Source organism: Kitasatospora sp. NPDC127060 (assembly GCF_042724935.1).
Lineage (GTDB): Bacteria > Actinomycetota > Actinomycetes > Streptomycetales > Streptomycetaceae > Kitasatospora.
The window spans coordinates 57803-78069 of the sequence record NZ_JBHXEG010000008.1 but is presented as its reverse complement, the minus strand read 5'-3'; the positions used below and the strand labels follow the sequence as shown (position 1 = coordinate 78069).

Below are 20267 nucleotides of genomic sequence, written 5' to 3'. Positions count from 1 at the left end.
TGCGTACTGGGTGGTTGGGGGGCTGCTTGGGGTGGTGGGTGGGGGGCGCCCCCCCCCCACTCCTCGGTGTTTCACCTGGTGGTGGTTGAAGTGGGTTGCGGGGTGGGGCGGTTGGGCATGGCAGCGGTGAGGGGGTAGGCCCAGGCGAGGAGGGCGAGGAGGAGGGCGAACGGGAGGAGGGTGCAGAGCACGGCCCGCCCGTCGCTATGGCGGGGTTCAGGTGGCATCGGGGGTGGCATCGATGAGGTCGAGTTCGGCCCAGACGGTCTTGGCGTTGGGGTGGCGGGGGATGGTGCCCCAGCGGTCGCAGAGGGCGTCGATGAGGGTGAGGCCGCGCCCGGACTGGGCGTTGGGGATGTGGACGGCGGGGAGGACGGGGAGCCTGTCGCCCCTGGGGTCGCTGATCTCGATGCGCAGGGTGGTACCCCGGCGCGCGGTGGTGGTGAGGGAGAGGTGCAGCTCGAACCCGCGCCCCGGAACACGTCCGTGCGAGACCGCGTTCGCGGCCAGCTCCGCAATGACGAGGAGGGCGGAGTGGAACGGCTCGGTGTGCGTGGAGTTCAGCCCCCAGCAGGTGAGTTGACGCCTGGCGATGCGCCGGCAGGTGGCGGCTCCCTTGGGGGTGGCGGGGAGCGTGGTGGTGTGGGGGCGGGGTCTGTCGAGGGGGATTTCGGTCGTCATGGGGTAAAGCGTGGCTGGACGGACGTACGCTGACCACGGACCTGGCGAGTACGGAGAGTACTTGTATGGGTGCGGACAGCTTTATGTAGGCCTGGTGGGGTGGTCGCGTTGAGTGCAGTGCGAGACAACGGAGCGGGCGACGAGATCCGCGAGGACCTGCCGGAGGATCTGGGGGAGGTCTCGGACTTCTTCCGCGCGATCGGCAAGCAGATCAAGCTCTTCCGAGAGAGAGCGGGGATCACTCAGAAGGAGCTGGCCAGACTGACCGGCTATAGCGAGCAGTTGATCGGCGCGGTTGAGCGGGGGGTGCGCACCCCGCAACCAGAGTTGTTGGTCGCAACGGACAAAGTCCTCGACGCCGGCGGTGCATTGGCGATCGCGAAAGATGACGTGATGAGTGCGCGAGCCAAGGCGCGAGTTCGGCATCCGGCTTGGTTCAGGGGCTACGCGGGATTGGAGCCAGTGGCTGTTGAGATCCACGAGTTCAGCACCCTTCTCATTCCTGGCCTCCTGCAGACCGAAGCACACGCCCGTGCTCTCTTCGGAATGCGTCAGCCACTGCTTACCGAAGAAGTGATCGAGGATCGGGTGGCTGCCCGAATGGCTCGACAGGAGATCTTGATCCGATGGCCACGGGCGATTTTCAGCTGGGTCATTGAGGAGAGCGTCCTCCAGCGCCCCTTGGGCGGCTGGGACGTTCACGAGGAGCAGCTACGGCATCTCTTGGAGGTGGGGAGGATGCGCGGCATGGCGATCCACATCATGCCCACCGTCAGGGCTGACCACCCCGCCCTTGCCGGGCCTTTCACGCTGATCACTCCCAAGGGGCGTCCGCAGAACGGATACATCGAGGCCCAGCAAAGCAGCCGGCTGATCACGGATCAGGAAGAAGTCCGTATCATGAACGCACGATACGGCGCTCTCAGGGGGCACTCGCTCGACGTGAGGGAGTCCTTGGCCTTGATCGAGAAGATGCTGGGAGAACGATGAACGCGAAGCTGGCCTGGATCAAGAGCAGCTACAGCAGCAATGAAGGTGGTCAGTGCGTCGAGGTCGCCGAGACCACCGCCGCCGTCCTCGTGCGTGACTCCAAGGACAAGAGCGGCCCCCACCTCGCCTTCACCCCTGCCGCCTGGCAGGCCTTCCTCACCTTCGCCGCCACCGCCGAGGTCTGACCCGACCCGCCCGCCCCGGCTCAGGGCGCGAGCCAGCCGGCCTGAGCCGCCCGTACGCCCGCCTGGAAGCGGCTGCGGGCGTCGAGGCGTTCCATCAGGTCGGTGGCTATCCGGCGGGCCGTGCGGGGCGAGACGCCCAGCCGCTTGGCGATGGCGTCGTCGGTGTGCCCCTCGGCCAGCAGCGCGATGGTCGCCTGCTCCTGGGCGGTGAGTCCGTGTTCGTCGGAGCGGGCGGCGGTGCCGAGCGGCTGCGCGCCCGCCCAGACGGTCTCGAACAGCGCGCACAGCGCGGTCAGCATGCCCTCGCCGGTGAGGACGACGGCTCCGGCAGCGGTGTCGTCGCTGTGGACGGGGATGACGGCGGTGGCCCGGTCGACCACGATCATCCGGGTCGGCAGCGCGGCGACAGTACGGACCCGGCCGCCGTGGGAGGCGAGCCAGGTGACGTACTCGACCGTGTGCGGGCTGTTGCGGACGCTGTCCAGGTAGACCGTCCGCATCCGGACACCGCGTCCCAGCAGGTCCAGGTCCAGCGGCTTGGCGGCCTCGATGTTCTCGGGCTTCTGCCCGCCGTCGGGCGCGAAGGTCATGACCTCCTCGCGCACCTCGCGGGTGAGGGTGGTGAGCCGGTCGCGGATCTGGTCCAGGCCGGTGAGCTGCTCGACGCCGGGGTGGCTACCGGTCGGTCGCAGGTCGGCGTACTCGGCGATGAGCTGGGCGGCCGCCGCCCGGGAGGCCTCGATGCGCAGTTGCTGCGCGGCGAGTTCCGCCTGCTGGCGGGCCATCAGGATCTCCATCCCCGCTTCGGGGGAGACGGCCCGCAACTCGCCCTCGCGGTCGGCGGACGGGCGCAGCAGCGCCAGTTCGCTGAGCGTGTCCAGCGCCTGCCTGACCTGCTGGTCGGTCAGGTCCAGGCGCATCCGCAGTGCTGCCACGCCCTCCTGCGGGTGGGCGAGCATCGCCCGGTAGACCGCCTCTGAGACCTGGTCCAGCCCCAGCGCCGTGAGCATCCTTACCCCCGTGATGAACCCGTGTTCGATATGCACGCGATCATTTCACATGTGCCGGGGCGCGGCCGCAGGGCCTTGTGGACGGTTCCGGCCAGGGACAGAACCGTCCCGGGTCGTCCCCTTCACGGCTAATTCCCGCTTCGGCACGCTCGGTCCATGTACCTCGTCCATGTCGCCCTGCAACCCGGTTCGCCCGGCCGGCCGCTGCCCCACGACGCCCGTGAGCTCCTGCTGGCCGCCATCCGCCCGGAGGACCGGGTCGAGCACGTCGTCGTCCATCCGTACGCCACCCCGGACCCGGTGCTCGGTCTCTACCTCCTCGCCGATTCCCTCACCTCGGCGGAGCGTCGAGCCTCCGCGTTCTGCCGCCGCGCCCTGGCGACGGTGCCCCCGTTCGCCGGCTGGCGGGCGATGACGGCCGCCGCTCCGCTCGTCGCGCCGTTCTACGAGCGCCTGCTGTCCGGCTCCGGTCGCTCCTGGCCGGAACGGTCCTGACCGGAACGGTCCTGGACGGAACAGTCCAGGGACGGTTCCGTCCACCTGAAACCCCTTCCACCCCCTCTGACCAGCGACGAAGCTAGTGGTCGCCGGAAGGGGCCAGCCCCTGAAGGCCACCGGAGAAGGCGCCACCGCGGGACGCCGGTACCGGAACCGTCCACCGTTTCGTCAGCTCCCAGAGGAACCGTCATGCTTCGCACCGTCACCGCCAAGGCCGCCGCGGTCGCCACCCTCGCCGTCGCCCTCCTGGTCCCCGCCGTCGCCGCCCAGGCCGCCGACTCCTCCGCCCAGCCGGTCATCACCGCGACGGCCGACAACATGATCTGGGGCTGATCCATCGCCCCTCGGCCCGCCGTTCCACCCCGGTACGCCGTCCCACCCGGTCCGTCGAGGCACTCCACGCGGCTGCTCCTGCAGGGCAGCCGCCCCGATTCTCAGTCGGCACCGGCACTCACCCCGCACGGATCCTCAGGCCGCACCGCGCCATTGCGCCGGCGACTCTGCCGCGCCAGGTGCCCCACCGTCTTGCGGTCCCGCGGAGCCGTCCGTCCGCGACACCATCCTTCACTCACACCCGGAGCCGACGCATGCCATCTCACCGGTCCACGTTCGTCCGTACCGCCATCGCGACCTCGCTCGCCGCCGCCGCGGCCGTCTCCCTCCTCTCGGTGACCGGCACCACCGCACAGGCGGTCGGCACCTCCTCGGTCAACGGCCCGATCTCCCGCGACGAGATCATCGCCCGCGCCCAGAACTGGGTCGACCAGGCCGTTCCGTACAGCCAGAGCGTCTGGCACTCCGACAGCAACGGCTCCTATCGTCAGGACTGCTCGGGCCTGGTCTCCATGGCCTGGCACCTCGACACCAGCCGGGTGACGTCGACCCTGGACGATGTGTCGACCCCACTCGGCAGCCTGGACGACCTGCGCCCCGGCGACATGATCGACAACATCAAGACCCACGTCGTCCTTTTCACCGGCTGGACGGACGGCAGCCACACCACCGCCAACATCATCGAGGAACCGAAGCCCGGCCTGACCGCGCGGCGGAACACCTACTCGCGCAGCTACCTGGTCAACAACAGCTACCTGCCGTTCCGCTACGACCGCACGATCGACAGCACCCCTCTGCCGCCCAAGCCTGCCGCGGCGGCCTGGCGGGCCCAGGTCCTGGTGAACGGTGGCGGGAGCCTCTTCCACACCACCCGCCTGTCCGACGGCAACTGGACGGGCTTCGGCAACGTCGCGTCGCAGGCCGGCGACATCGGCGCCATCCAGTCGATCGCCGACGCCGGCATCGACGGCAACACCCACGTGCTCGCGGTCGGCGGGGACGGCGGCCTCTACCACGCCATCCGCCACTCGGACGGGAGCTGGGAGCGCTTCGCGAACGTCGGCCAGGAGGCCGGTGCGCTGGGCAACATCACCAAGATCTCCGCGGTCTCCATCGGCGGCGACCTGCACATCGTGGCCGTGGCCGACGGGAAGATCTTCCACACCGCCCGGCTCGCCAACGGCACCTGGATGCGGTTCGCCGACGTCTCCGGAGCGGCGGGCGCCATCGGCACGGTCACCAGCGCCTCGGCCGCGAACGTCAACGGCCAGCTGCAGGTCGTCGCGGTCTCCGGCGGCAGGGTGCTCCACACCATTCGCGACGTGTCCGGGTCCTGGACCAACTGGGGCGACGTGTACGGCGCGGCGGGCGACATCGGCAGCGCCCAGGACGTCGCGATCACGGGCACCGGCGGCGACATGCAGATCATCGTGGTGACCGGCGACGGCCAGCAGTACCACGCGGCCCGCTACGCCTCCGGGTCCTGGCAGCAGTTCAACCCGCTCGCCCCGGTGATCGGCTCCTTCACCGCCAACCGGGTCAGCGCCGCCACGGTGGACGGCGAACTCCAGGCCTCGTTCATCACCAACGACGACCGGATCATGCACACCATCCGCGACGGTTCCGGTAGTTGGGACCCGGCGGCCGCGCTCAACCTGAGCGGCGTCAGCGGAAACCACTACGCCGTCTCCATCACCGGCACCGCCGGCTGACCCGGGCGGTGACGGGGCCGGCCGGCGGGCGACACCGCGCGGTCGCCCGCCGGCCCCGTCACGTCCCACCGCCCGTCAGTCACCCCAAGAAGGAGACCCTGATGTCCCGCGTCCCCCGAACCCCGCGCCTCACCGCCGTCGCTGCCGCCTCCCTCGCCGCCCTCGCGCTCGCCACCACCGGGGCGGGCTCGGCCCAGGCCGCCTCGGTCGCCACCTGGGACAAGGTCGCCCAGTGCGAGAGCAGCGGCAACTGGAGCATCGTCAGCGCCAACCGGCTCTACTACGGCGGCCTCCAGATCAACCTCACCAACTGGCGCTACTACGGCGGCCTGAACTACGCCCCCCGCCCGGACCTGGCCTCCAAGCAGCAGCAGATCCTCATCGCGGAGAAGATCCTCGCCGACCAGGGTGCCCGCGCCTGGTCGTGCGCGCCGGGCACCGGTCTCTCCACCGACCACACCAACCCGTACCCCGACCCCGCCCCCAGCCCGGCCCCGGCGCCGAGTTGGAAGACACAGGTGCTGGTGAACGGCGGGGGCGGGATCTACCACGCGACCCGCGACGCGTCCGGCAACTGGTCGGGCTTCGCCAACGTCAACGCCCAGGTCGGCGACATCGGCGCTGTGGGTTCGGTGGCGGACGCCGGCATCAACGGCGACACCCACGTGGTGGCGGTCGGCGGCAACGGCGACATCTACCACGTCGTCCGCTTCGCCGACGGCCAGTGGGGCGCGTTCGGCGACGTCAGCTCCGAGGCCGGGCAGCTGAGTTCGGTGACGAAGGTGTCGGCGGTGTCGATCGGCCCGGAGCTGAACGTGCTGGCGGTCGCGAACGGGCGGCTGTTCCACTCGGTGCGCCACGCGGACGGGACCTGGGCGGCGTTCGGCGACGTGCAGTCGCAGGCAGGGGCACTGCCCGGGGCCGTGACCTCCGCGTCCGAGGCCTCCGTGAACGGTCAGCTGCAGGTGGTGGCCGTCGCCGGCGGCCGGGTCTACCACTCGATCCGCGGCACCGACGGCACCTGGAGCCCGTGGGGGGACGTGTACGCGGCAGCGGGGGACGCGGGTGCGGCCACCGACGTCGCGGTGACCGGCTCCGGCGCGGACATGCAGATCGTCATCACGTCGAACGGGGGCACGAAGCAGTACCACGGCGCCCGACTCGGCAACGGCCAGTGGATGCCGCTGGCCGACCTGACCTCGGTGGCCGGCTCGTTCACCACGACATCGGTGAGTGCCGCGACCGTCGCCGGGGAACTCCAGGTGGCGTTCGTGACGACGGACAACCGCATCCTGCACGCCGTCCGCCACCCGGACGGCAGCTGGCAGAACGCCGCCGCCATCGACCTGACCGGCGTCAACGGCAACCATTACGCCGTCGGCATCACCGGGACGCTCTGACCCCGGCCGGTCCGACTCCGGCCACCGGCTCCGGCGGGTCCCACCCCGACCGGAGCCGGTGCACGTCTACTGCGCCGAACCGGCGAAACGTCTGAACCGGTTGGCCTACCCCCATCGAGTCGTCCACAAACGACCTCCCTCACCCCCCTAGCTTCGCGCCGGGCGAGCCCAGCCGGGCCCGCCGCCCCTTCCAGCTAGGAGAAGCAGTGCACATCACCCAGAAGGCCGTCGCGACCCTCGTGGCCGCCGCCACCTTCAGCGGCATCGCCGCCCTCAACGGCACCCCGGCCACGGCCGCCGTCCCGGTCACCGCTTCCCTCCAGGTCCAGAGCGACACCACCGACCTGGACGAGTACCTCGGAAACGACGTCTGGACCCGCGACGCCAGCCTCACCTACCAGGTCTGGACCCTCACCCCGCTCGGCAACGGCACCTTCACCATCAAGGGCACCCACTACGGCAAGTGCCTCGTGGCCAACGGCCCCGGCAAGACCGTCACCCAGCAGACCTGCGACCAGAACGACCTCGGCCAGCGGTGGATCGTCGAGCCGAGCGTGGACGCCACCGCCATCGCCAGCGTGAAGTACCTGGACTACGTCCTCCAGGCCAACGGGCAGGACCAGCGGGTCACCACCGAGCTGTCGGTCGGCTCGTCGAACCAGCAGTGGACCGCCTACGTGAAGTAGCGGGCGCCCGGCACCGACCCGCCGCCCCCCGGCGGCGGGTCGGTGAGCTGAATCCGGCTCGCGCCGATCACTGGCCGCCCTGCCCGGCGCTGCCGATCGGGCCGACCTTCACCGGGTTGCCGGGGGTGTCGGTGGCGGGCAGTGAGGCGGCGCCCGGCCACTGGAGGGTGACGGACTTGGTCTCGTCCGGCGGGGTCACCACGAGGCCGGTGAGGCGCAGGCCGGTGCCACCCGTGTTGTTCGCCGGGTAGCTGATGCCGAAGAAGGTCGACTTCCCGTTCTTGAGGACGCCCGGGACGACCGGCTCGCCGGAGCGCTCCGCCGACATCGAGCCCGCGTTGGTCTTCAGGTCGACACCGGCGTACCCGCTGATCGAGCAGTCGTGGCCGCTCTTGTTCTTCAGCTCGACCACCACGGTGCGGGTGGCATCGCCGTCGATGGTGCGGTCGGCGGCCGAGATGGTGAGGTCGTCGGTCCGGCACTTGCCGCCCGCCTTGCCGCTGTCGGTCGAACCGCTCCCGCCGGTCGTGGCCTTCCCGCTGGGGGCCGAGCCGGCCGGGGCGGCCTTGGTGGGCACGGCGCCGGCGGTCGGCGCGGCGGTCGGCGTGTTCGCCGCCGTTCCGCTGTCGAGGTCGTCGTTCTGGCAGGCCGTCAGAGAGAGACCGGCGGCAACGACCAGGGTGGCGAGGGTCAGCTTCTGAACGCGCATCATGTCGTCCTCAGGTTCGGGTGGTAGTGGCCGGGTTTCTGGTGAGCAGGACACCCGCGCCGGGCGGACCGTTCCGCCCAACCGGCCGCCAAGACAGTGCTGTTACACGAAGGAGCGCGTACGTCGGGCTCCTTATCCCCGCCCTACGGCCCCCAGCCCAGGCGGCACACCGGTTCTCACGGCTCCCCCGCCACCGCGGCACGGCCGTCGCCCGCTGGGACAGACCCGTGACCGAGCGGATCTTGACCCGGGACGTGTCCGCGTCAGGTCGGTGCGGCGTCAGGCGAGGGCCGGGTGGACGAGTCGGCCGTGGTGGATGAGGGACACGGACCCGATCACCGCCGGGAACGCGACGGGGCAGGGCCACCGGAAGACCTCCGGTGGCCCTGCCTCTCACAGGGTGCGCTCTGCGGGCGTCAGTTCATGAAGGTGACGTCCCAGTGGCTGCCCTCGTTGGCGTAGATGTTGCCGGAGGCGGCGGTCCACAGGTCGGCGCCGTCACCGCGGGTGCCGGTGTGGGAGAAGGTGCCGTGGATGTAGTTGGTGACGCAGCTCGACATGGCGAAGTCCAGCTTGTAGCCGGTGCCGTGGCTGTAGGTGCCGCTGGCGTGGCCGGTCTCGGTGCCACCGGTGATGTTCAGCGCGCAGCCGCTGGCGTTCTTGAAGTTGATGGCACCGGTCGCCGAGGCGCGGCGCAGACCGTCGAAGGAGGTGCAGCTGCTGTTGGTGCGGTCGGAACAGTTGCCCGAGGAGGACCAGGTGATGCCGGCCGCCGAGAACATCGACGCGGCCTGCGACTGGGTGAGGGTGTCGCCACCGCCACCGCCACCACCGGTGCTGCCGCCACCGCCGAGCAGGGCGGCCCAGGTGGCCGGGCCGACGATGCCGTCGACCGGGTTCAGGCCGGCGGACTGCTGGAAGGCGCGGACCTTGCCGTCGGTGCCGTCGCCGAAGGCGCCGTCGACCGCCAGGCCGGCGCCGTGGGCGTTCAGCTGGACCTGGAGCGCCTTGACGGCGTCGTTGTTGTCACCCTTGCGGACGGTGACGATCAACTTGGACCAGGTGTCGGAGCCGACGATGCCGTCCACCGGGTTGAGGCCGTTGGCGCTCTGGAAGTTCTTGACCTTGGTCTCCGTGCCGGAGCCGAAGTCACCGTCGACGCCGAGACCGGCGCCGTGGGCGTTCAGCAGGTACTGGACCGTGGTCACGTTGTCGCCGTGGTCACCGTTGCGGACGAGCGGCCAGCCGGCGGCCTGGGCGGCGGGGGCGACGAGCACCGCCGCGAGAAGCGCGGCGAACATCGCGGCGACGATTGCCGGGATGCGTTTCATGACGGTTCCTCACTGACTGACTGAGCGCGGAGCGCGGGAGCGCGCGGAGCGCGGGAGCGGCGGCACCGAACGGCTCGTCGGCCGCGACCGGCCACCGCTGACAGACCGTAGGAGCCACCGACGGCGTCCCGCTAGCGCGTCCCGTCCCTGGGACGGCGCGGGCCCGGGGACGGCCCCCGGGCCCGGGGCGGCCCGTCGTCCCAGGGACGCTCCGCACTACAACGGCCCGCCGCCCCGCGGCCGGTGGGCGCGGTCGGCGGCGCTGAGCACCGCCCGTACGCCTGCCGTGAGCACCGAGCCGTCGCGCCCGGCCCCCCAGACCACCCGGCCGCCGACCCGGGCCTCCAGGTAGGCGACGGCGTCGGGGCTGCCGGCGACCTTGTGTTCGGTGAAGGAGAGGATCTCGACGCCCACCGCGTCCGCGACCGCGTCCACCGGGCCGGCGCCGCCGCCCCGGCGGCCGTCCACCTCGGCCCAGTCCTCGCCGACCCGCCAGGCCCGGGCGGCGCCCGCGTCCAGGTACTCGGAGCGGAACAGCTCGTACAGCTCCTCGCCGGTCACCTCCCGCCCGCTGTCGTCCGTCGCCTCCTGGACCACCCGGGCGAACTCGATCTGGAGCCGCCGGGGCAGTTCCAGCCCGGCCCCGGTCTGCAGCAGGTAGGCGATCCCGCCCTTGCCGGACTGGCTGTTGACCCGGATCACCGCCTCGTAGTCGCGCCCGAGGTCGGCCGGGTCGATCGGCAGGTACGGGACGGACCAGGGCGTCTCCCGCTCGGGCAGCCCGAGTTCGGCGGCGGCCCGCGCGTGCCGGGCGAGGCCCTTCTTGATGGCGTCCTGGTGGGTGCCGGAGAAGGCGGTGTGGACGAGGTCCCCGGCGTAGGGGTGGCGCTCGTGCACGGGCAGCCGGTTGCAGTGCTCGACGGTGCGGCGGATCCCGTCGATGTCGGAGAGGTCGAGCATCGGGTCGACGCCCTGGGTGTGGAGGTTGAGCGCCAGGGTCACCAGGTCGACGTTGCCGGTGCGTTCGCCGTTGCCGAACAGGCAGCCCTCGACCCGCTGGGCGCCCGCCAGTACGGCCAGTTCGGCGCAGGCGACGCCGGTGCCCCGGTCGTTGTGCGGGTGGACGGAGAGGATCACGCCGTCGCGGCGGTCCAGGTGCCGGTCCAGGTACTCGATCTGGTCGGCGTAGACGTTCGGGGTGGCGATCTCCACGGTGGCCGGCAGGTTGTGGATGACGGGCCGGTCGGGGCTCGCGTCCCACAGTGCGCTCAGGCCGTTGCAGACCTCCAGCGCGTAGTCCGGCTCGGTCAGGTTGAACACCTCGGGCGAGAACTGGAACCGCAGGCCGTCCCGCCCCTCGCCGTGCCGGGCCATCCGCTCGGCCGCCTCGGTGATCAGCGCCCGCAGTTCGTCCCGGTCCTTGCCGAGGACGAGGTCGCGCCAGAGCGGGGCGGTGGCGGTGTAGAGGTGGACGACGACCCGCGGCAGGCCGCGGACCGCCTCGAAGGTGCGGTCGATGAGGTCGGCCCGGGCGGCGGTGAAGACGACGACCGTGACGTCCTCCGGCAGGGCGTCCGGGTGGTCGGCGAGCCGGCGGACGAACTCGAAGTCGGTGCGGCTGGCGGAGGGGTAGCCGACCTCGATCTCCTTGAAGCCCATGGCCAGGAAGAGGTCGAACATCCGCTGCTTGCGCGCCGGGTCCATCGGCTCGGCGAGCGCCTGGTTGCCGTCGCGCAGGTCGACCGGCACCCACAGCGGGGCCCGCTCGATCCGACGGCCGGGCCAGCGGCGCAGCAGGGCGGGGACGTGGACCCGCTCGTGGGCGGGGCGGTAGCGGTGGGAGGGCATGGCGCCGCCGCGCTGGGGGTTCCAGGCGGGGGCGTCGGCCGGGACGGGCCCGGCGGGAGCGTGCAGGGTCGGGTATCGCATGGGGTCTCTGGGTGTCCTCGACTGGTGACCGGAGACCGGCAGGACGGCGCCCCGCAGCGGGGTGCCGGTCAGGTCACGCCCCGCTGCGGCCACCAAGAAGGAGAACGCTCCACGGCTGCATGCCGGGTAGACTAACCACGATCCAAGTCCTCAGACAACCTGACAGGTGACGACGATGGCCCCGCTCCGCCCCTCCCCCCTCGCCGAACAGGCCGCCGCACTGATCGAGGAGCGGATCCGGGCCGGCGAGTGGCCGGTCGGCGGCAAGCTGCCCGGCGAGGTGGCGCTCGCCAAAGAGCTGGGCGTCGGCCGCTCGACCATCCGGGAGGCGCTGCGCACCCTCGCCGCGGCCGGGATGGTGCACGCCCGGCAGGGCTCCGGGGTGTTCGTGACGTCCGACCGCCCGACCGCCGGGGACTGGGCGACCCGACTGCGGGCCGCCGAGCTGGCGCACATCTACGAGGTGCGGACGATGGTCGAGGTGCAGGCCGCCCGGCTGGCCGCCGAGCGCCGCACGGCGGCGGACCTCACCGCCGTGGACGCCGCACTGGCCGCGCGCCGGGCCGCGGGCGGGGCGGACGACTCGGCCTTCGTGGACGCCGACATCGCGCTGCACACGGCGATCGTGGCCGCCGCCCACAACCCCGTCCTGGACGACCTGTTCGCCCAGTTCGCCCCGATCCTGCGGGAGCACCTGGTCGAACTGGTCGGCCTGCTCGGGCTGCGCGAGGGCGATCCGGACCACGGCTACGACGCGCATGCGGAGCTGGTCCGGGTGCTGCACGAGGGCGACCCGGCGGCGGCCGGGCGGGTGCTGGCGGAGGAGCTGGAATCGACGCGCGCACAACTGCTGAACCACTGAGGCGCGTCTTCCGTACGCCCCCTCCGGCGAGATCTCCGGAGGGGGCGTCACACAGTCTTCACACAGCGGCCATCCAGTGGTTCCAGGCCACCCCGACACTGTGTCAGGCATGACCGGAGCAGGCTGCTTCGAGAACGAACGGTCAACGTGCGAGTGACATTGTGTCCGCCTGGTGCACAAGCACCGCCCAGGTGGCGAACGGGCTTTCACTCCAATCACACGATATGACTAGTATCGCTTCGTCAAAAGCCCGTGCCCGGACGGCCCGCCCCTCACCGGCCGGCCGCCAGCCCCAAGGAGTCTGCTCTGCGCGCGCGTGCGAATCGGCGGCCCCCGACGCCGAAGGCCCCCCGCAGGCGTCCACGCCTGTCCCTGCGGGCGGCACTACTCGTCCTGGCCGTCGTCCCCAGCCTCGCCCTGGTCGCCCTCTGGGCGGTCACCAGCGGTGAGACCGTCTTCGACTTCCAGCGCCAGGCCGCCCAGGGCATGCTCGCCCAGAAGGCCGGCCAGCCGTCCAACATCGTCTACTACAACCTCCAGGAGGAGCGCCGGCTCAGCGCCGACGCGCTCGCCCGGCCCGGCAGCAACACCGACCAACTGCGCCACCAGCGGCAGTTGACCGATGACGCGGTCCGCCAGTTCCAGGCCCTGTCCGGCGAGACCGCCGACGACGCCCCGGACGACGTCCGCAGCGCCGTCGCCGAAGCCCGGCAGGCCATGGGCAAGCTCGCCGAGGAACGCGCCGCCGTCGACAAGGGCTCGGTCGACCAGCAGACCGTCTTCACGTACTACACCGACCTGATCGCCGTCGACCTGCGGCTGTTCACCGCGCTCAGCCACGTCGACGCGGGCGAGGTCACCTGGGTGTCCAAGACGCTGGTCAACACCTTCTGGGCCAAGGAGATGCTGGCCCGCGAGGACGCCCTGCTGGCCCGCGGCTGGACCACCGGGCGGCTCAGCACCGCCGACTACCAGCAGGTCCAGCAGCTGATCGGCGCCCAGGACCACCTGTTCACCGTCCAGGTCCTCCCGTACATCCCCGAGGGCGAGGCGGCCGGCTGGCACGACCTGATGAACAGCCCCGCCTGGCAGGCCAAGGCCGCCGTCGAGCAGCAGCTCACCCGGCCGGTCGCCGCCGACTCCAACGGCACCGTCAGACTGCCGGCCGCCCAGGACCAGTGGCGCCAGGCCGTCGACCAGCTCAACCCGCAGCTGGTCAAGAACATCGAGGCCCGCACCAGCGCCATCGTCGAGGTCGGCAAGGGGACCATCCTCAGCCTGCTCACCCGCGTGGTGCTCACCGCGGTCGTCGGCCTGATCGCCGTCGTCGCGGTCGTCATCGCCGCCTGGCGGATCAGCCGCTCGCTGCGCCGCCGGATCAAGGACCTCCAGACCCAGGCCGAGGAGATGGAGCGAACCCTGCCCGCGGTGGTCGACCGCCTCGGCCGCGGCGAGCAGGTCGACGCCGAGGCCGAGAGCCGCGCCGTCACCACCGGCGAACACGGCAACGGCACCGACGAACTCGCCCGCCTCGGCCAGGCCCTCAACCTGGCCCGCTCCGCCGCCCTGGAGGCCGCCGTCCGGCAGGCCGCCCAGCACCGGGGCTTCGAACGCCTCCTCCAGCGCATCGCCCGCCGCACCCAGCTGCTGATCGGCCGCCAGCTGCGCAAGCTCGACGAGCTGGAGCGCAAGCACGAGGACCCGGAGGTCCTGGAGGGCCTGTTCGACCTCGACCACCTCACCGCCCGCCTGCGCCGCTACGAGGAGAACCTCGTCATCATGGCCGGCGGCCAGCCGCAGCGGCGCTGGCGCAAGCCCGTACCGCTGCTGGACGTGCTGCGCTCCGCCCAGGGCGAGGTGCAGGACTACCGCCGGATCATGATCGACGTCGAGGGTCACCCGTGGCTCTCCGAGCGGGCCGTCGGGCCGGTCGCCCACGTGCTCGCCGAGCTGATGGAGAACGCCACCACCTTCTCCAAACCGCCGACCCCGGTGGAGGTCCGGGCCGCCATGGTCGGCCGCGGGCTCGCCGTCGAGATCGAGGACCGCGGCCTCGGCATGGACCCGGAACAGTACGACGCCGCCAACGAACTGATGAGCCGCCCGCCGCGCACCGACGTGCTGGCCCGGGCCGACGACATCCGGCTCGGCTTCTACGTGGTCGCCCGGCTGGCCGCGCTGACCGGACTGAAGATCGAGTTCCGGCCGTCGGCCTTCGGCGGCACCCGGGTGGTCGTGCTCGTCCCGGACGAGCTGGTCATCGACGGCGACACCGGGCTGCCGGACGCCGCGCCGGTCGAGCCCATCCCGCTGGTCCGCCGCTCGCGCCGGGCGCTGCGCTCCGCCGCCGACGAGACGCACCAGCCGGTCGGGCCGCCGATGGCGCCGGTGGACTCCTTCGGGGCGGTCGGGCCCGCCGGGGCGGCCGTACCGGCGGGGCAGGCGCTCGGGCCGGCCGGGCAGGCCGCGCACGCCCAGTGCGTGGCCGCGGTGTTCCAGGAACCGGGATTCCAGGAACCGGGATTCCAGGAACCGGCGTTCCCGGCGCAGCCGGTGCCGGCCCAGCCGTACGAGCAGCCGTACGAGCAGTCGCACCCGCAGCCGTACCCGCAGCCCTACCAGCCCGGCCCCGCCGAGCAGCCGATCCAGCACAACTCCCCCGCCGACCCGCCGCCCGGCTACGCCGCCACCCCGGCCGAGGCCCACGGCGGCGCACCCGCCGCCACCCCCGCGCCGGAGGCCCCGGCCTACCCGGACATCGCCTACGCCCGGGTCACCGAGGCCGAGGCCCCGTACGCCGACGAGCAGTACCGCCCGGCCGACCACTACCGGCTGGCCGAGCGGCGACGCGGGCGGGAGTACCCCTCCGCCGTACCGGTGAGCCCGGTCGAGGGCGGGCAGCCGCCGCTGCCGCAGCGCGTCCGGCAGGCCAGCCTGGCCGCCGAGCTGCGGGTGCCGCCGCCGACCCGCCCGCAGTGGGTCGACCCGACCGCCGGGCAGCCCGCCGGCCCGGTGGACGCCACCGCGGCCGCCGACCCCGTCCAGCGGCCGGTCCGGCGCTCCGGCGCCGCCATCGGTGCCTTCCAGCGCCAGTCCCGTGCCGCCCGCGCCCAGGACAGCGGCGAGCACCCGCTGCCCCCGGCCGCCACCCCGCCGGCTCCCCCCGCACTGCCCGCCGGTCCCCCCGCCTCCGCGTCCGCGCCCTCCCCCTGGGCCCTGCCGGCCGCGGAACCCCGAACCACACGAACGGATGACCAGTCATGAACCGCACGATCGCCACCCACCAGGATCTGGACTGGCTGCTGGACGGACTCGTCGACTCGGTGCCCGGGACCCGCAACGCCGTCCTGCTCTCCGACGACGGCCTCGTGGTCAGTCACTCCCGCACCATCGAGCGGGCCGACGCCGAGCGCCTCGCCGCCGTGGCCACCGGTCAGCAGTCGCTCGCCCGGGGCGTCGGCCAGCTCTTCGACGGCGGGCCGGTCCACCAGGTCATCGTCGAGCTCGCCGAGTGCTGGCTGTTCGTCATCGCCGCCGCCCAGGGCACCCACCTGGCCGTGGTCGCCTCCCAGGAGGTGGACGCCGAGGTGATGTCCGTCGCGATGCACACCCTCGTCCAGCAGGTCGGCCAGAAGCTCACCACCCCGGCCCGCGCCGAGGGCGCCCCCGCGTCCTTCGACGCCTTCGCCACCCGGAGCCGGAGCTGACCGGGGTGGGCCCGTACCGCGACGAGGGCGACGACGCCTGGGCGCGCGGCCGGGTGCCGCACTGGAGCGAACTGGAGGAACCCGACGCCGAGGACGAGACCGGCGTCATGGTCCGCCCGTACACCATCACCCGCGGCCGGACCGCGCCCGAGCGCGACGACCTCACCCTCATCACCGTGCTCACCACGGCCGAGGACGAGGCCGACGCGGCCCTGGCGCGGGGCAGTCGCGCCGGTGCCCGCGGCCTCCAGCCCGAGCACCGGCTGATCCTCGACCGCTGCCGCCGCCCGGCGGCCGTCGCCGAGGTCGCGGCCGGCCTGGACCTCCCGGTCTCGGTCACCAAGATCCTGCTGGGCGACCTCGTCGCCCAGGGCCTGCTGAAGGCCCGGGCCCCGCTCTCGGTGGCCCGCGCCGCCGGGGACGTGGACCTCGGCCTGCTCACGGCCGTACGTGAAGGACTCCGGAGGCTCTAAGCCATGGCAACACCCCACTCCGCCACCCCCGTTGCCGCCCCCGCCGCGGTCAAGATCCTCATCGCCGGCGGCTTCGGCGTCGGCAAGACCACCCTGGTCGGCTCGGTCAGCGAGGTCACCCCGCTGCGCACCGAGGAGTACCTGACCACGGCCAGCGTCGGCGTCGACGACCTGGCCGGCGTCGACCAGAAGGACACCACCACCGTCGCCCTGGACTTCGGCCGGATCACCGTCAGCCCCGAGCTGGTGGTCTACCTGTTCGGCACCCCCGGGCAGGAACGTTTCTGGTTCATGTGGAACGACCTGGTCAACGGCGCCCTCGGCGGGATCGTCATCGCCGACACCCGGCGGCTGGACACCAGCTTCGCCTCGATCGACTTCTTCGAGAGCCGGGGCATCCCGTTCGTCGTCGCGATCAACTGCTTCCACAGCCACAACACCCGCACCCCGGACGAGATCCGGGCCGCCCTCGACCTCGACCCGCAGGTCCCGATGCTGATCGGCGACGTCCGCGAGCGCGGCTTCGGCCGCGACCTGCTGCTCGCCCTGGTCGACCACCTGATGGACCTCGCCGCCGCCCCCGTCGGCTGAACCTCCCCCGGAGCGCCCTACATGACCACCCCCCTTCGCGTCCTCGTCCACGGCGGCGGCATCGGCGGCCTCACCCTCGCCACCGCCCTCGCCCGGCGCGGCCACCAGGTCGAGGTCGCCGAACTGCGCGACCGGCTGGAGGCCCTCGGCGTCGGCATCATCCAGCCGTCCAACGCCCTCCACGTGATGCGCGAGATCGGCGTGCTCGACGAGTGCCTCGCCGCCGGCTTCGAATGGGAGGTGCTGACCATCTGCGACCCGGCCGGCACCACCGTCGCCCGGATCCCCCAGCCCCGGATGGGCGACGCCCCCTCCAACAACGGCATACCCCGCCCCGCCCTGGCCCGGGTGCTGGCCGACGCCGCCACCTCGGCCGGTGCCGTGCTGCGCTTCGGCACCACCATCGCCTCGGTGAAGGACGACGGCACCGGGGTCGACGTCACCCTCGGCGACGGCCACCACGGCCGCTACGACCTGGTCGTCGGCTTCGACGGCATCGGCTCCCCGCTGCGCCGGCACCTGTACGGCGACACGTACGCCCCCGAGTACACCGGCTTCGCCAACTGGCGCGTCACCCTGCCGCGTTCGCCCGAGGTCCAGGGCGTGGTGATGTCGGCCGGCAACCTCAGGGCCAAGGCGCTGCTCACCCCGATCAGCGCGGAACTCATGTACCTGGGCTCGGTGTTCGCCGAGGCCGAGGACTTCCGCCCGGACCCGTCCACCGCCCACGAGCAGCTGCGGGAACGCCTGGCCGGCTTCGGCGGCCCCATCGCCGAGGCCCTCGCCCAGGTCACCGACCCGGCCGCGGTGGTCTACTCCCGGATCTCCCAGGTCACCGTCGAGGAGCCCTGGCACGTCGGCCGCATCGTCCTGGCCGGCGACGCCGCCCACGCCTCCACCCCCCACCTCGCCCAGGGCGCCGCGATGGCCGTCGAGGACGCGCTCGTCCTGGCCGAGAGTCTGGACGCCGCCGAGGACGTCCCGGCCGCACTCACCGCCTGGGAGGCCCGCCGCCGCCCGCGCGCCATGTGGGTGCAGTCGCTGTCCCGCGCCGTCCTCAAGCAGGAGACCGGCACGCCCACCACGGCGGAGGAGGACGAGCTGCTGAAGATCGGCGTCCCGGGCGCCGCCCACGTGCTCGTCCAGCCGTACTGAGGGCGGTTTTCACGCCAACGGTCCCGCGCGGGTTGCACCCGCGCGGGACCGCGTTGCAGGCTGGCGAGCACCTGATCGCCTGCCGCAGGAGGTACGGTGCCGTCCCTGTTCCGCATGCTCGCCCTGCACGAGGCCGTGGAGCGCGAGCGGCTGACGCCGGGCGGACGGCTGTTCGTCTCGGACTACAACGGCGGACACCCGTTCGTGGCCGACTACCTGGGCCCGCTCGCCGACACCCCGCCGTTCCGGCTCGGGGACGTCACCCGCTACTCGGCGATCGACGAGGACCGCGCACTGCGCTCCAAGATCGCGCGAATGCACGGCAGTTGGGACGAGGTGGAGTACGGACCAGGCCAGGTGATCCCGACCGGCGGGTCCAGCAGCGCGCTCGCGACCTTCTGCACCTGGCTGCACCTGAACGGGACCCGGCGGGTGCACTACCTGCCGCCCGTCTACTACAAGTTCGCCTACTTCTTCCGGAAGTTCGGCATCGAGCCGGTGCGGGTGAGCGAGCAGCACGCCCACGAGCACGGCTTCGCGCCGGAGTTGCCCCAGGAGCGGACGGTGCTGCTGCTCACCGACCCGCTCTGGTACGCCGGGCAGCCCGTCCCCGCGGAGGTGCTGAAGCGGATCGGGCAGTGGCAACGGGCCACCGGGTCGCTGGTGTTCGTGGACGGCACCTTCCAGTACCTGCGCTGGGACGGCTCACGGCGGGAGAAGAGCGCCACACTGCCCGCCGAGCTCACCCTGCGGCTGGTCTGCCCCACCAAGTACCTGTCGATCCACGGCTACCGCTGCGCCCACCTGCTCGTGCCCGAGGGCCTGCGGGACTCGCTGGCCGAACTGCACATCAACCTGCACGGGGACGTCACGGTCGCCGACCGCCTGTTCGCCCACCGGGCGGCCGATCTGATGCTGGACGGCGAGGGCAACCGGCGGCTGGTCGACCACATCCGGGCCAACCACCGGCGCCTGCTGGAAGGCGGCGCGCTGCGGGCCGGCACGCCGATGGAGACCGGCTACTTCCTGTTCGCCCACCCGGCCGCGCCCGCCGAGCGGTTGCTCGCCCTCGACCAGCGGCACTTCGAACTCACCGGGCACGACGGCTTCGTGAGGATCAACCTGCTCAACGAACCCGCGCTGGAGGGACTTCGGGCGCTCGCGAGGTGATCTCGGCCCGCCGGATCCAGACCGCCGCCGAGATGCGGGCCAGCAACCGGGCCGCCGGATCGGTGCGGTCGGTGCCGTCGGCGAGCGGGCCGGTGTAGCAGACGGCGATCAGGTACGGCGGGCAGTCGTACGGGTGGACCAGCCCGACGGAGTGCCGGACGCCGGGGAACCAGCCGTTCTTGAACGCGATCCGGGTGCTCGGCGGGAGACCGGCCGCGAGGTCCACCCGGAAGTCGTTGCGTTCGAGGAGGGCCAGCAGCTCCGGTTCGCCGGCCAGGGAACGGAGGAGGCGTACGAGGTCGCGGGCGCTCACCCGGTTGTGCACGCCCGCGTCGCGCGCCGCGTAGTCCTCGATCCCGCGAGGCGTGGCGCTGCGGGTGGCGCCCGCCCGGCGCCACACCTCGGCGACGGCCCGCTGATCGGTTCGGGCCAGGCAGAGGTTGGTGGCGAGGTTCGAGGAATGGGTGATCATCCGCTCGGCGAGCAGGCGCAGCGGCACGTGGGTGCCCAGCAGCTCCCAGGGCAGCGGATCGCTGTCCCAGTCGGGATCGTTGCCGAAATCGCCACCCACGACGGACTCGAACCGGTTCACCACCGGCACCTCGGCGTCCAGGTTCGTCCCACCGCGCACCAGCGCGGCGAGCACGGCCACCTTCATCGTGCTCGCGGCATCGTGCAGTTCGTCCGGCGCGCGCAGGAACACCGGCTCGGCATCGCCCTCCCAGGGGGCCACCACCACAGACAGCATGGCGGAAGGGTAGGGCATCCAGCGCGGGTGACGGTGAAACACCGAGGAGTGGGAAGTCGGCCGCACCGACTTCCCACTCCTCACCCGTGCGCGGCTC

The 20267-nt window shown here is 72.2% G+C and carries 21 protein-coding genes; 14 read left to right on the top strand and 7 right to left on the bottom strand.

Annotated elements, in window-relative coordinates:
• Positions 1–71 precede the first annotated feature (71 nt).
• Together ACFWIS_RS07295 and ACFWIS_RS07290 are read right to left on the bottom strand one after the other, a co-directional pair.
• Positions 72–227: a hypothetical protein gene (locus ACFWIS_RS07295; protein ID WP_380451550.1), complete on the bottom strand. Its 156-nt coding sequence runs from the start codon at positions 225–227 to the stop codon at positions 72–74.
• Positions 217–681, bottom strand: a complete 465-nt coding sequence (locus tag ACFWIS_RS07290) for an ATP-binding protein (RefSeq protein ID WP_380451548.1) — start codon at positions 679–681, stop codon at positions 217–219. The genes ACFWIS_RS07295 and ACFWIS_RS07290 overlap by 11 nt, the downstream gene beginning before the upstream one ends.
• A 99-nt stretch (positions 682–780) precedes the next feature.
• Between ACFWIS_RS07290 and ACFWIS_RS07285 the strand changes: the two genes are divergently transcribed.
• Positions 781–1671, top strand: coding sequence for a Scr1 family TA system antitoxin-like transcriptional regulator (locus tag ACFWIS_RS07285; RefSeq protein WP_380451546.1), 891 nt, complete (start codon positions 781–783; stop codon positions 1669–1671).
• A complete protein-coding gene (locus tag ACFWIS_RS07280; RefSeq protein WP_380451544.1) occupies positions 1668–1856 on the top strand; it encodes a DUF397 domain-containing protein in 189 nt (62 codons plus the stop codon). Before ACFWIS_RS07285 ends, ACFWIS_RS07280 begins: the two co-directional genes overlap by 4 nt.
• Before the next feature lie 20 nt (positions 1857–1876).
• On the opposite strand, the gene ACFWIS_RS07275 is transcribed toward ACFWIS_RS07280, so the two are convergent.
• Positions 1877–2866, bottom strand: coding sequence for a LuxR C-terminal-related transcriptional regulator (locus ACFWIS_RS07275; RefSeq protein WP_380451657.1), 990 nt, complete (start codon positions 2864–2866; stop codon positions 1877–1879).
• A 156-nt stretch (positions 2867–3022) separates the two neighbouring features.
• On the opposite strand from ACFWIS_RS07275, the gene ACFWIS_RS07270 reads away from it, so the two are divergent.
• The 5 genes from ACFWIS_RS07270 (at position 3023) to ACFWIS_RS07250 (ending at position 7495) form a co-directional block, all read left to right on the top strand.
• Complete coding sequence (locus ACFWIS_RS07270) at positions 3023–3361, top strand: hypothetical protein (RefSeq protein WP_380451542.1); 339 nt, start codon at positions 3023–3025, stop codon at positions 3359–3361.
• 192 nt (positions 3362–3553) lie between these two features.
• Positions 3554–3697, top strand: a complete 144-nt coding sequence (locus ACFWIS_RS07265; RefSeq protein WP_380451540.1) for a hypothetical protein — start codon at positions 3554–3556, stop codon at positions 3695–3697.
• 254 nt (positions 3698–3951) lie between these two features.
• On the top strand, positions 3952–5409 hold the full coding sequence (locus ACFWIS_RS07260) for a hypothetical protein (protein WP_380451539.1): 1458 nt from the start codon (positions 3952–3954) through the stop codon (positions 5407–5409).
• 101 nt (positions 5410–5510) lie between these two features.
• Positions 5511–6809: a transglycosylase family protein gene (locus ACFWIS_RS07255; RefSeq protein WP_380523500.1), complete on the top strand. Its 1299-nt coding sequence runs from the start codon at positions 5511–5513 to the stop codon at positions 6807–6809.
• 206 nt (positions 6810–7015) lie between these two features.
• Positions 7016–7495 (top strand): RICIN domain-containing protein, encoded by a 480-nt coding sequence (locus ACFWIS_RS07250; RefSeq protein ID WP_380451535.1) that lies wholly within the window; start codon positions 7016–7018, stop codon positions 7493–7495.
• Between the two features lie 67 nt (positions 7496–7562).
• On the opposite strand, the gene ACFWIS_RS07245 is transcribed toward ACFWIS_RS07250, so the two are convergent.
• From ACFWIS_RS07245 to ACFWIS_RS07235, 3 genes are all read right to left on the bottom strand, one after another.
• A complete protein-coding gene (locus ACFWIS_RS07245) occupies positions 7563–8204 on the bottom strand; it encodes a DUF4232 domain-containing protein (protein ID WP_380451533.1) in 642 nt (213 codons plus the stop codon).
• Positions 8205–8620: 416 nt separating this feature from the next.
• Positions 8621–9535 (bottom strand): peptidoglycan-binding protein, encoded by a 915-nt coding sequence (locus ACFWIS_RS07240; RefSeq protein ID WP_380451531.1) that lies wholly within the window; start codon positions 9533–9535, stop codon positions 8621–8623.
• A 216-nt stretch (positions 9536–9751) separates the two neighbouring features.
• Entirely contained in the window at positions 9752–11464 is a 1713-nt protein-coding gene (locus ACFWIS_RS07235; protein ID WP_380451529.1) for a 2-isopropylmalate synthase, read from the bottom strand.
• Positions 11465–11639: 175 nt separating this feature from the next.
• Between ACFWIS_RS07235 and ACFWIS_RS07230 the strand changes: the two genes are divergently transcribed.
• The 7 genes from ACFWIS_RS07230 (at position 11640) to ACFWIS_RS07200 (ending at position 19422) form a co-directional block, all read left to right on the top strand.
• On the top strand, positions 11640–12326 hold the full coding sequence (locus ACFWIS_RS07230) for a FadR/GntR family transcriptional regulator (protein WP_380451655.1): 687 nt from the start codon (positions 11640–11642) through the stop codon (positions 12324–12326).
• A gap of 252 nt (positions 12327–12578) precedes the next feature.
• Positions 12579–15590: a nitrate- and nitrite sensing domain-containing protein gene (locus tag ACFWIS_RS07225; RefSeq protein ID WP_380451527.1), complete on the top strand. Its 3012-nt coding sequence runs from the start codon at positions 12579–12581 to the stop codon at positions 15588–15590.
• Complete coding sequence (locus ACFWIS_RS07220; protein ID WP_380451525.1) at positions 15587–16033, top strand: roadblock/LC7 domain-containing protein; 447 nt, start codon at positions 15587–15589, stop codon at positions 16031–16033. The genes ACFWIS_RS07225 and ACFWIS_RS07220 overlap by 4 nt, the downstream gene beginning before the upstream one ends.
• Positions 16034–16140: 107 nt before the next feature.
• Entirely contained in the window at positions 16141–16506 is a 366-nt protein-coding gene (locus ACFWIS_RS07215) for a DUF742 domain-containing protein (protein ID WP_380451653.1), read from the top strand.
• Positions 16507–16509: 3 nt separating this feature from the next.
• Complete coding sequence (locus ACFWIS_RS07210) at positions 16510–17097, top strand: ATP/GTP-binding protein (protein ID WP_380451523.1); 588 nt, start codon at positions 16510–16512, stop codon at positions 17095–17097.
• Between the two features lie 21 nt (positions 17098–17118).
• On the top strand, positions 17119–18252 hold the full coding sequence (locus tag ACFWIS_RS07205; protein WP_380451521.1) for an FAD-dependent monooxygenase: 1134 nt from the start codon (positions 17119–17121) through the stop codon (positions 18250–18252).
• Positions 18253–18348: 96 nt separating this feature from the next.
• Positions 18349–19422, top strand: a complete 1074-nt coding sequence (locus ACFWIS_RS07200) for an aminotransferase class I/II-fold pyridoxal phosphate-dependent enzyme (RefSeq protein ID WP_380451519.1) — start codon at positions 18349–18351, stop codon at positions 19420–19422.
• Here the strand turns inward: ACFWIS_RS07200 and ACFWIS_RS07195 are convergent.
• Complete coding sequence (locus ACFWIS_RS07195) at positions 19379–20170, bottom strand: serine hydrolase (RefSeq protein ID WP_380451517.1); 792 nt, start codon at positions 20168–20170, stop codon at positions 19379–19381. The genes ACFWIS_RS07200 and ACFWIS_RS07195 overlap by 44 nt on opposite strands.
• Positions 20171–20267: the final 97 nt, after the last annotated feature.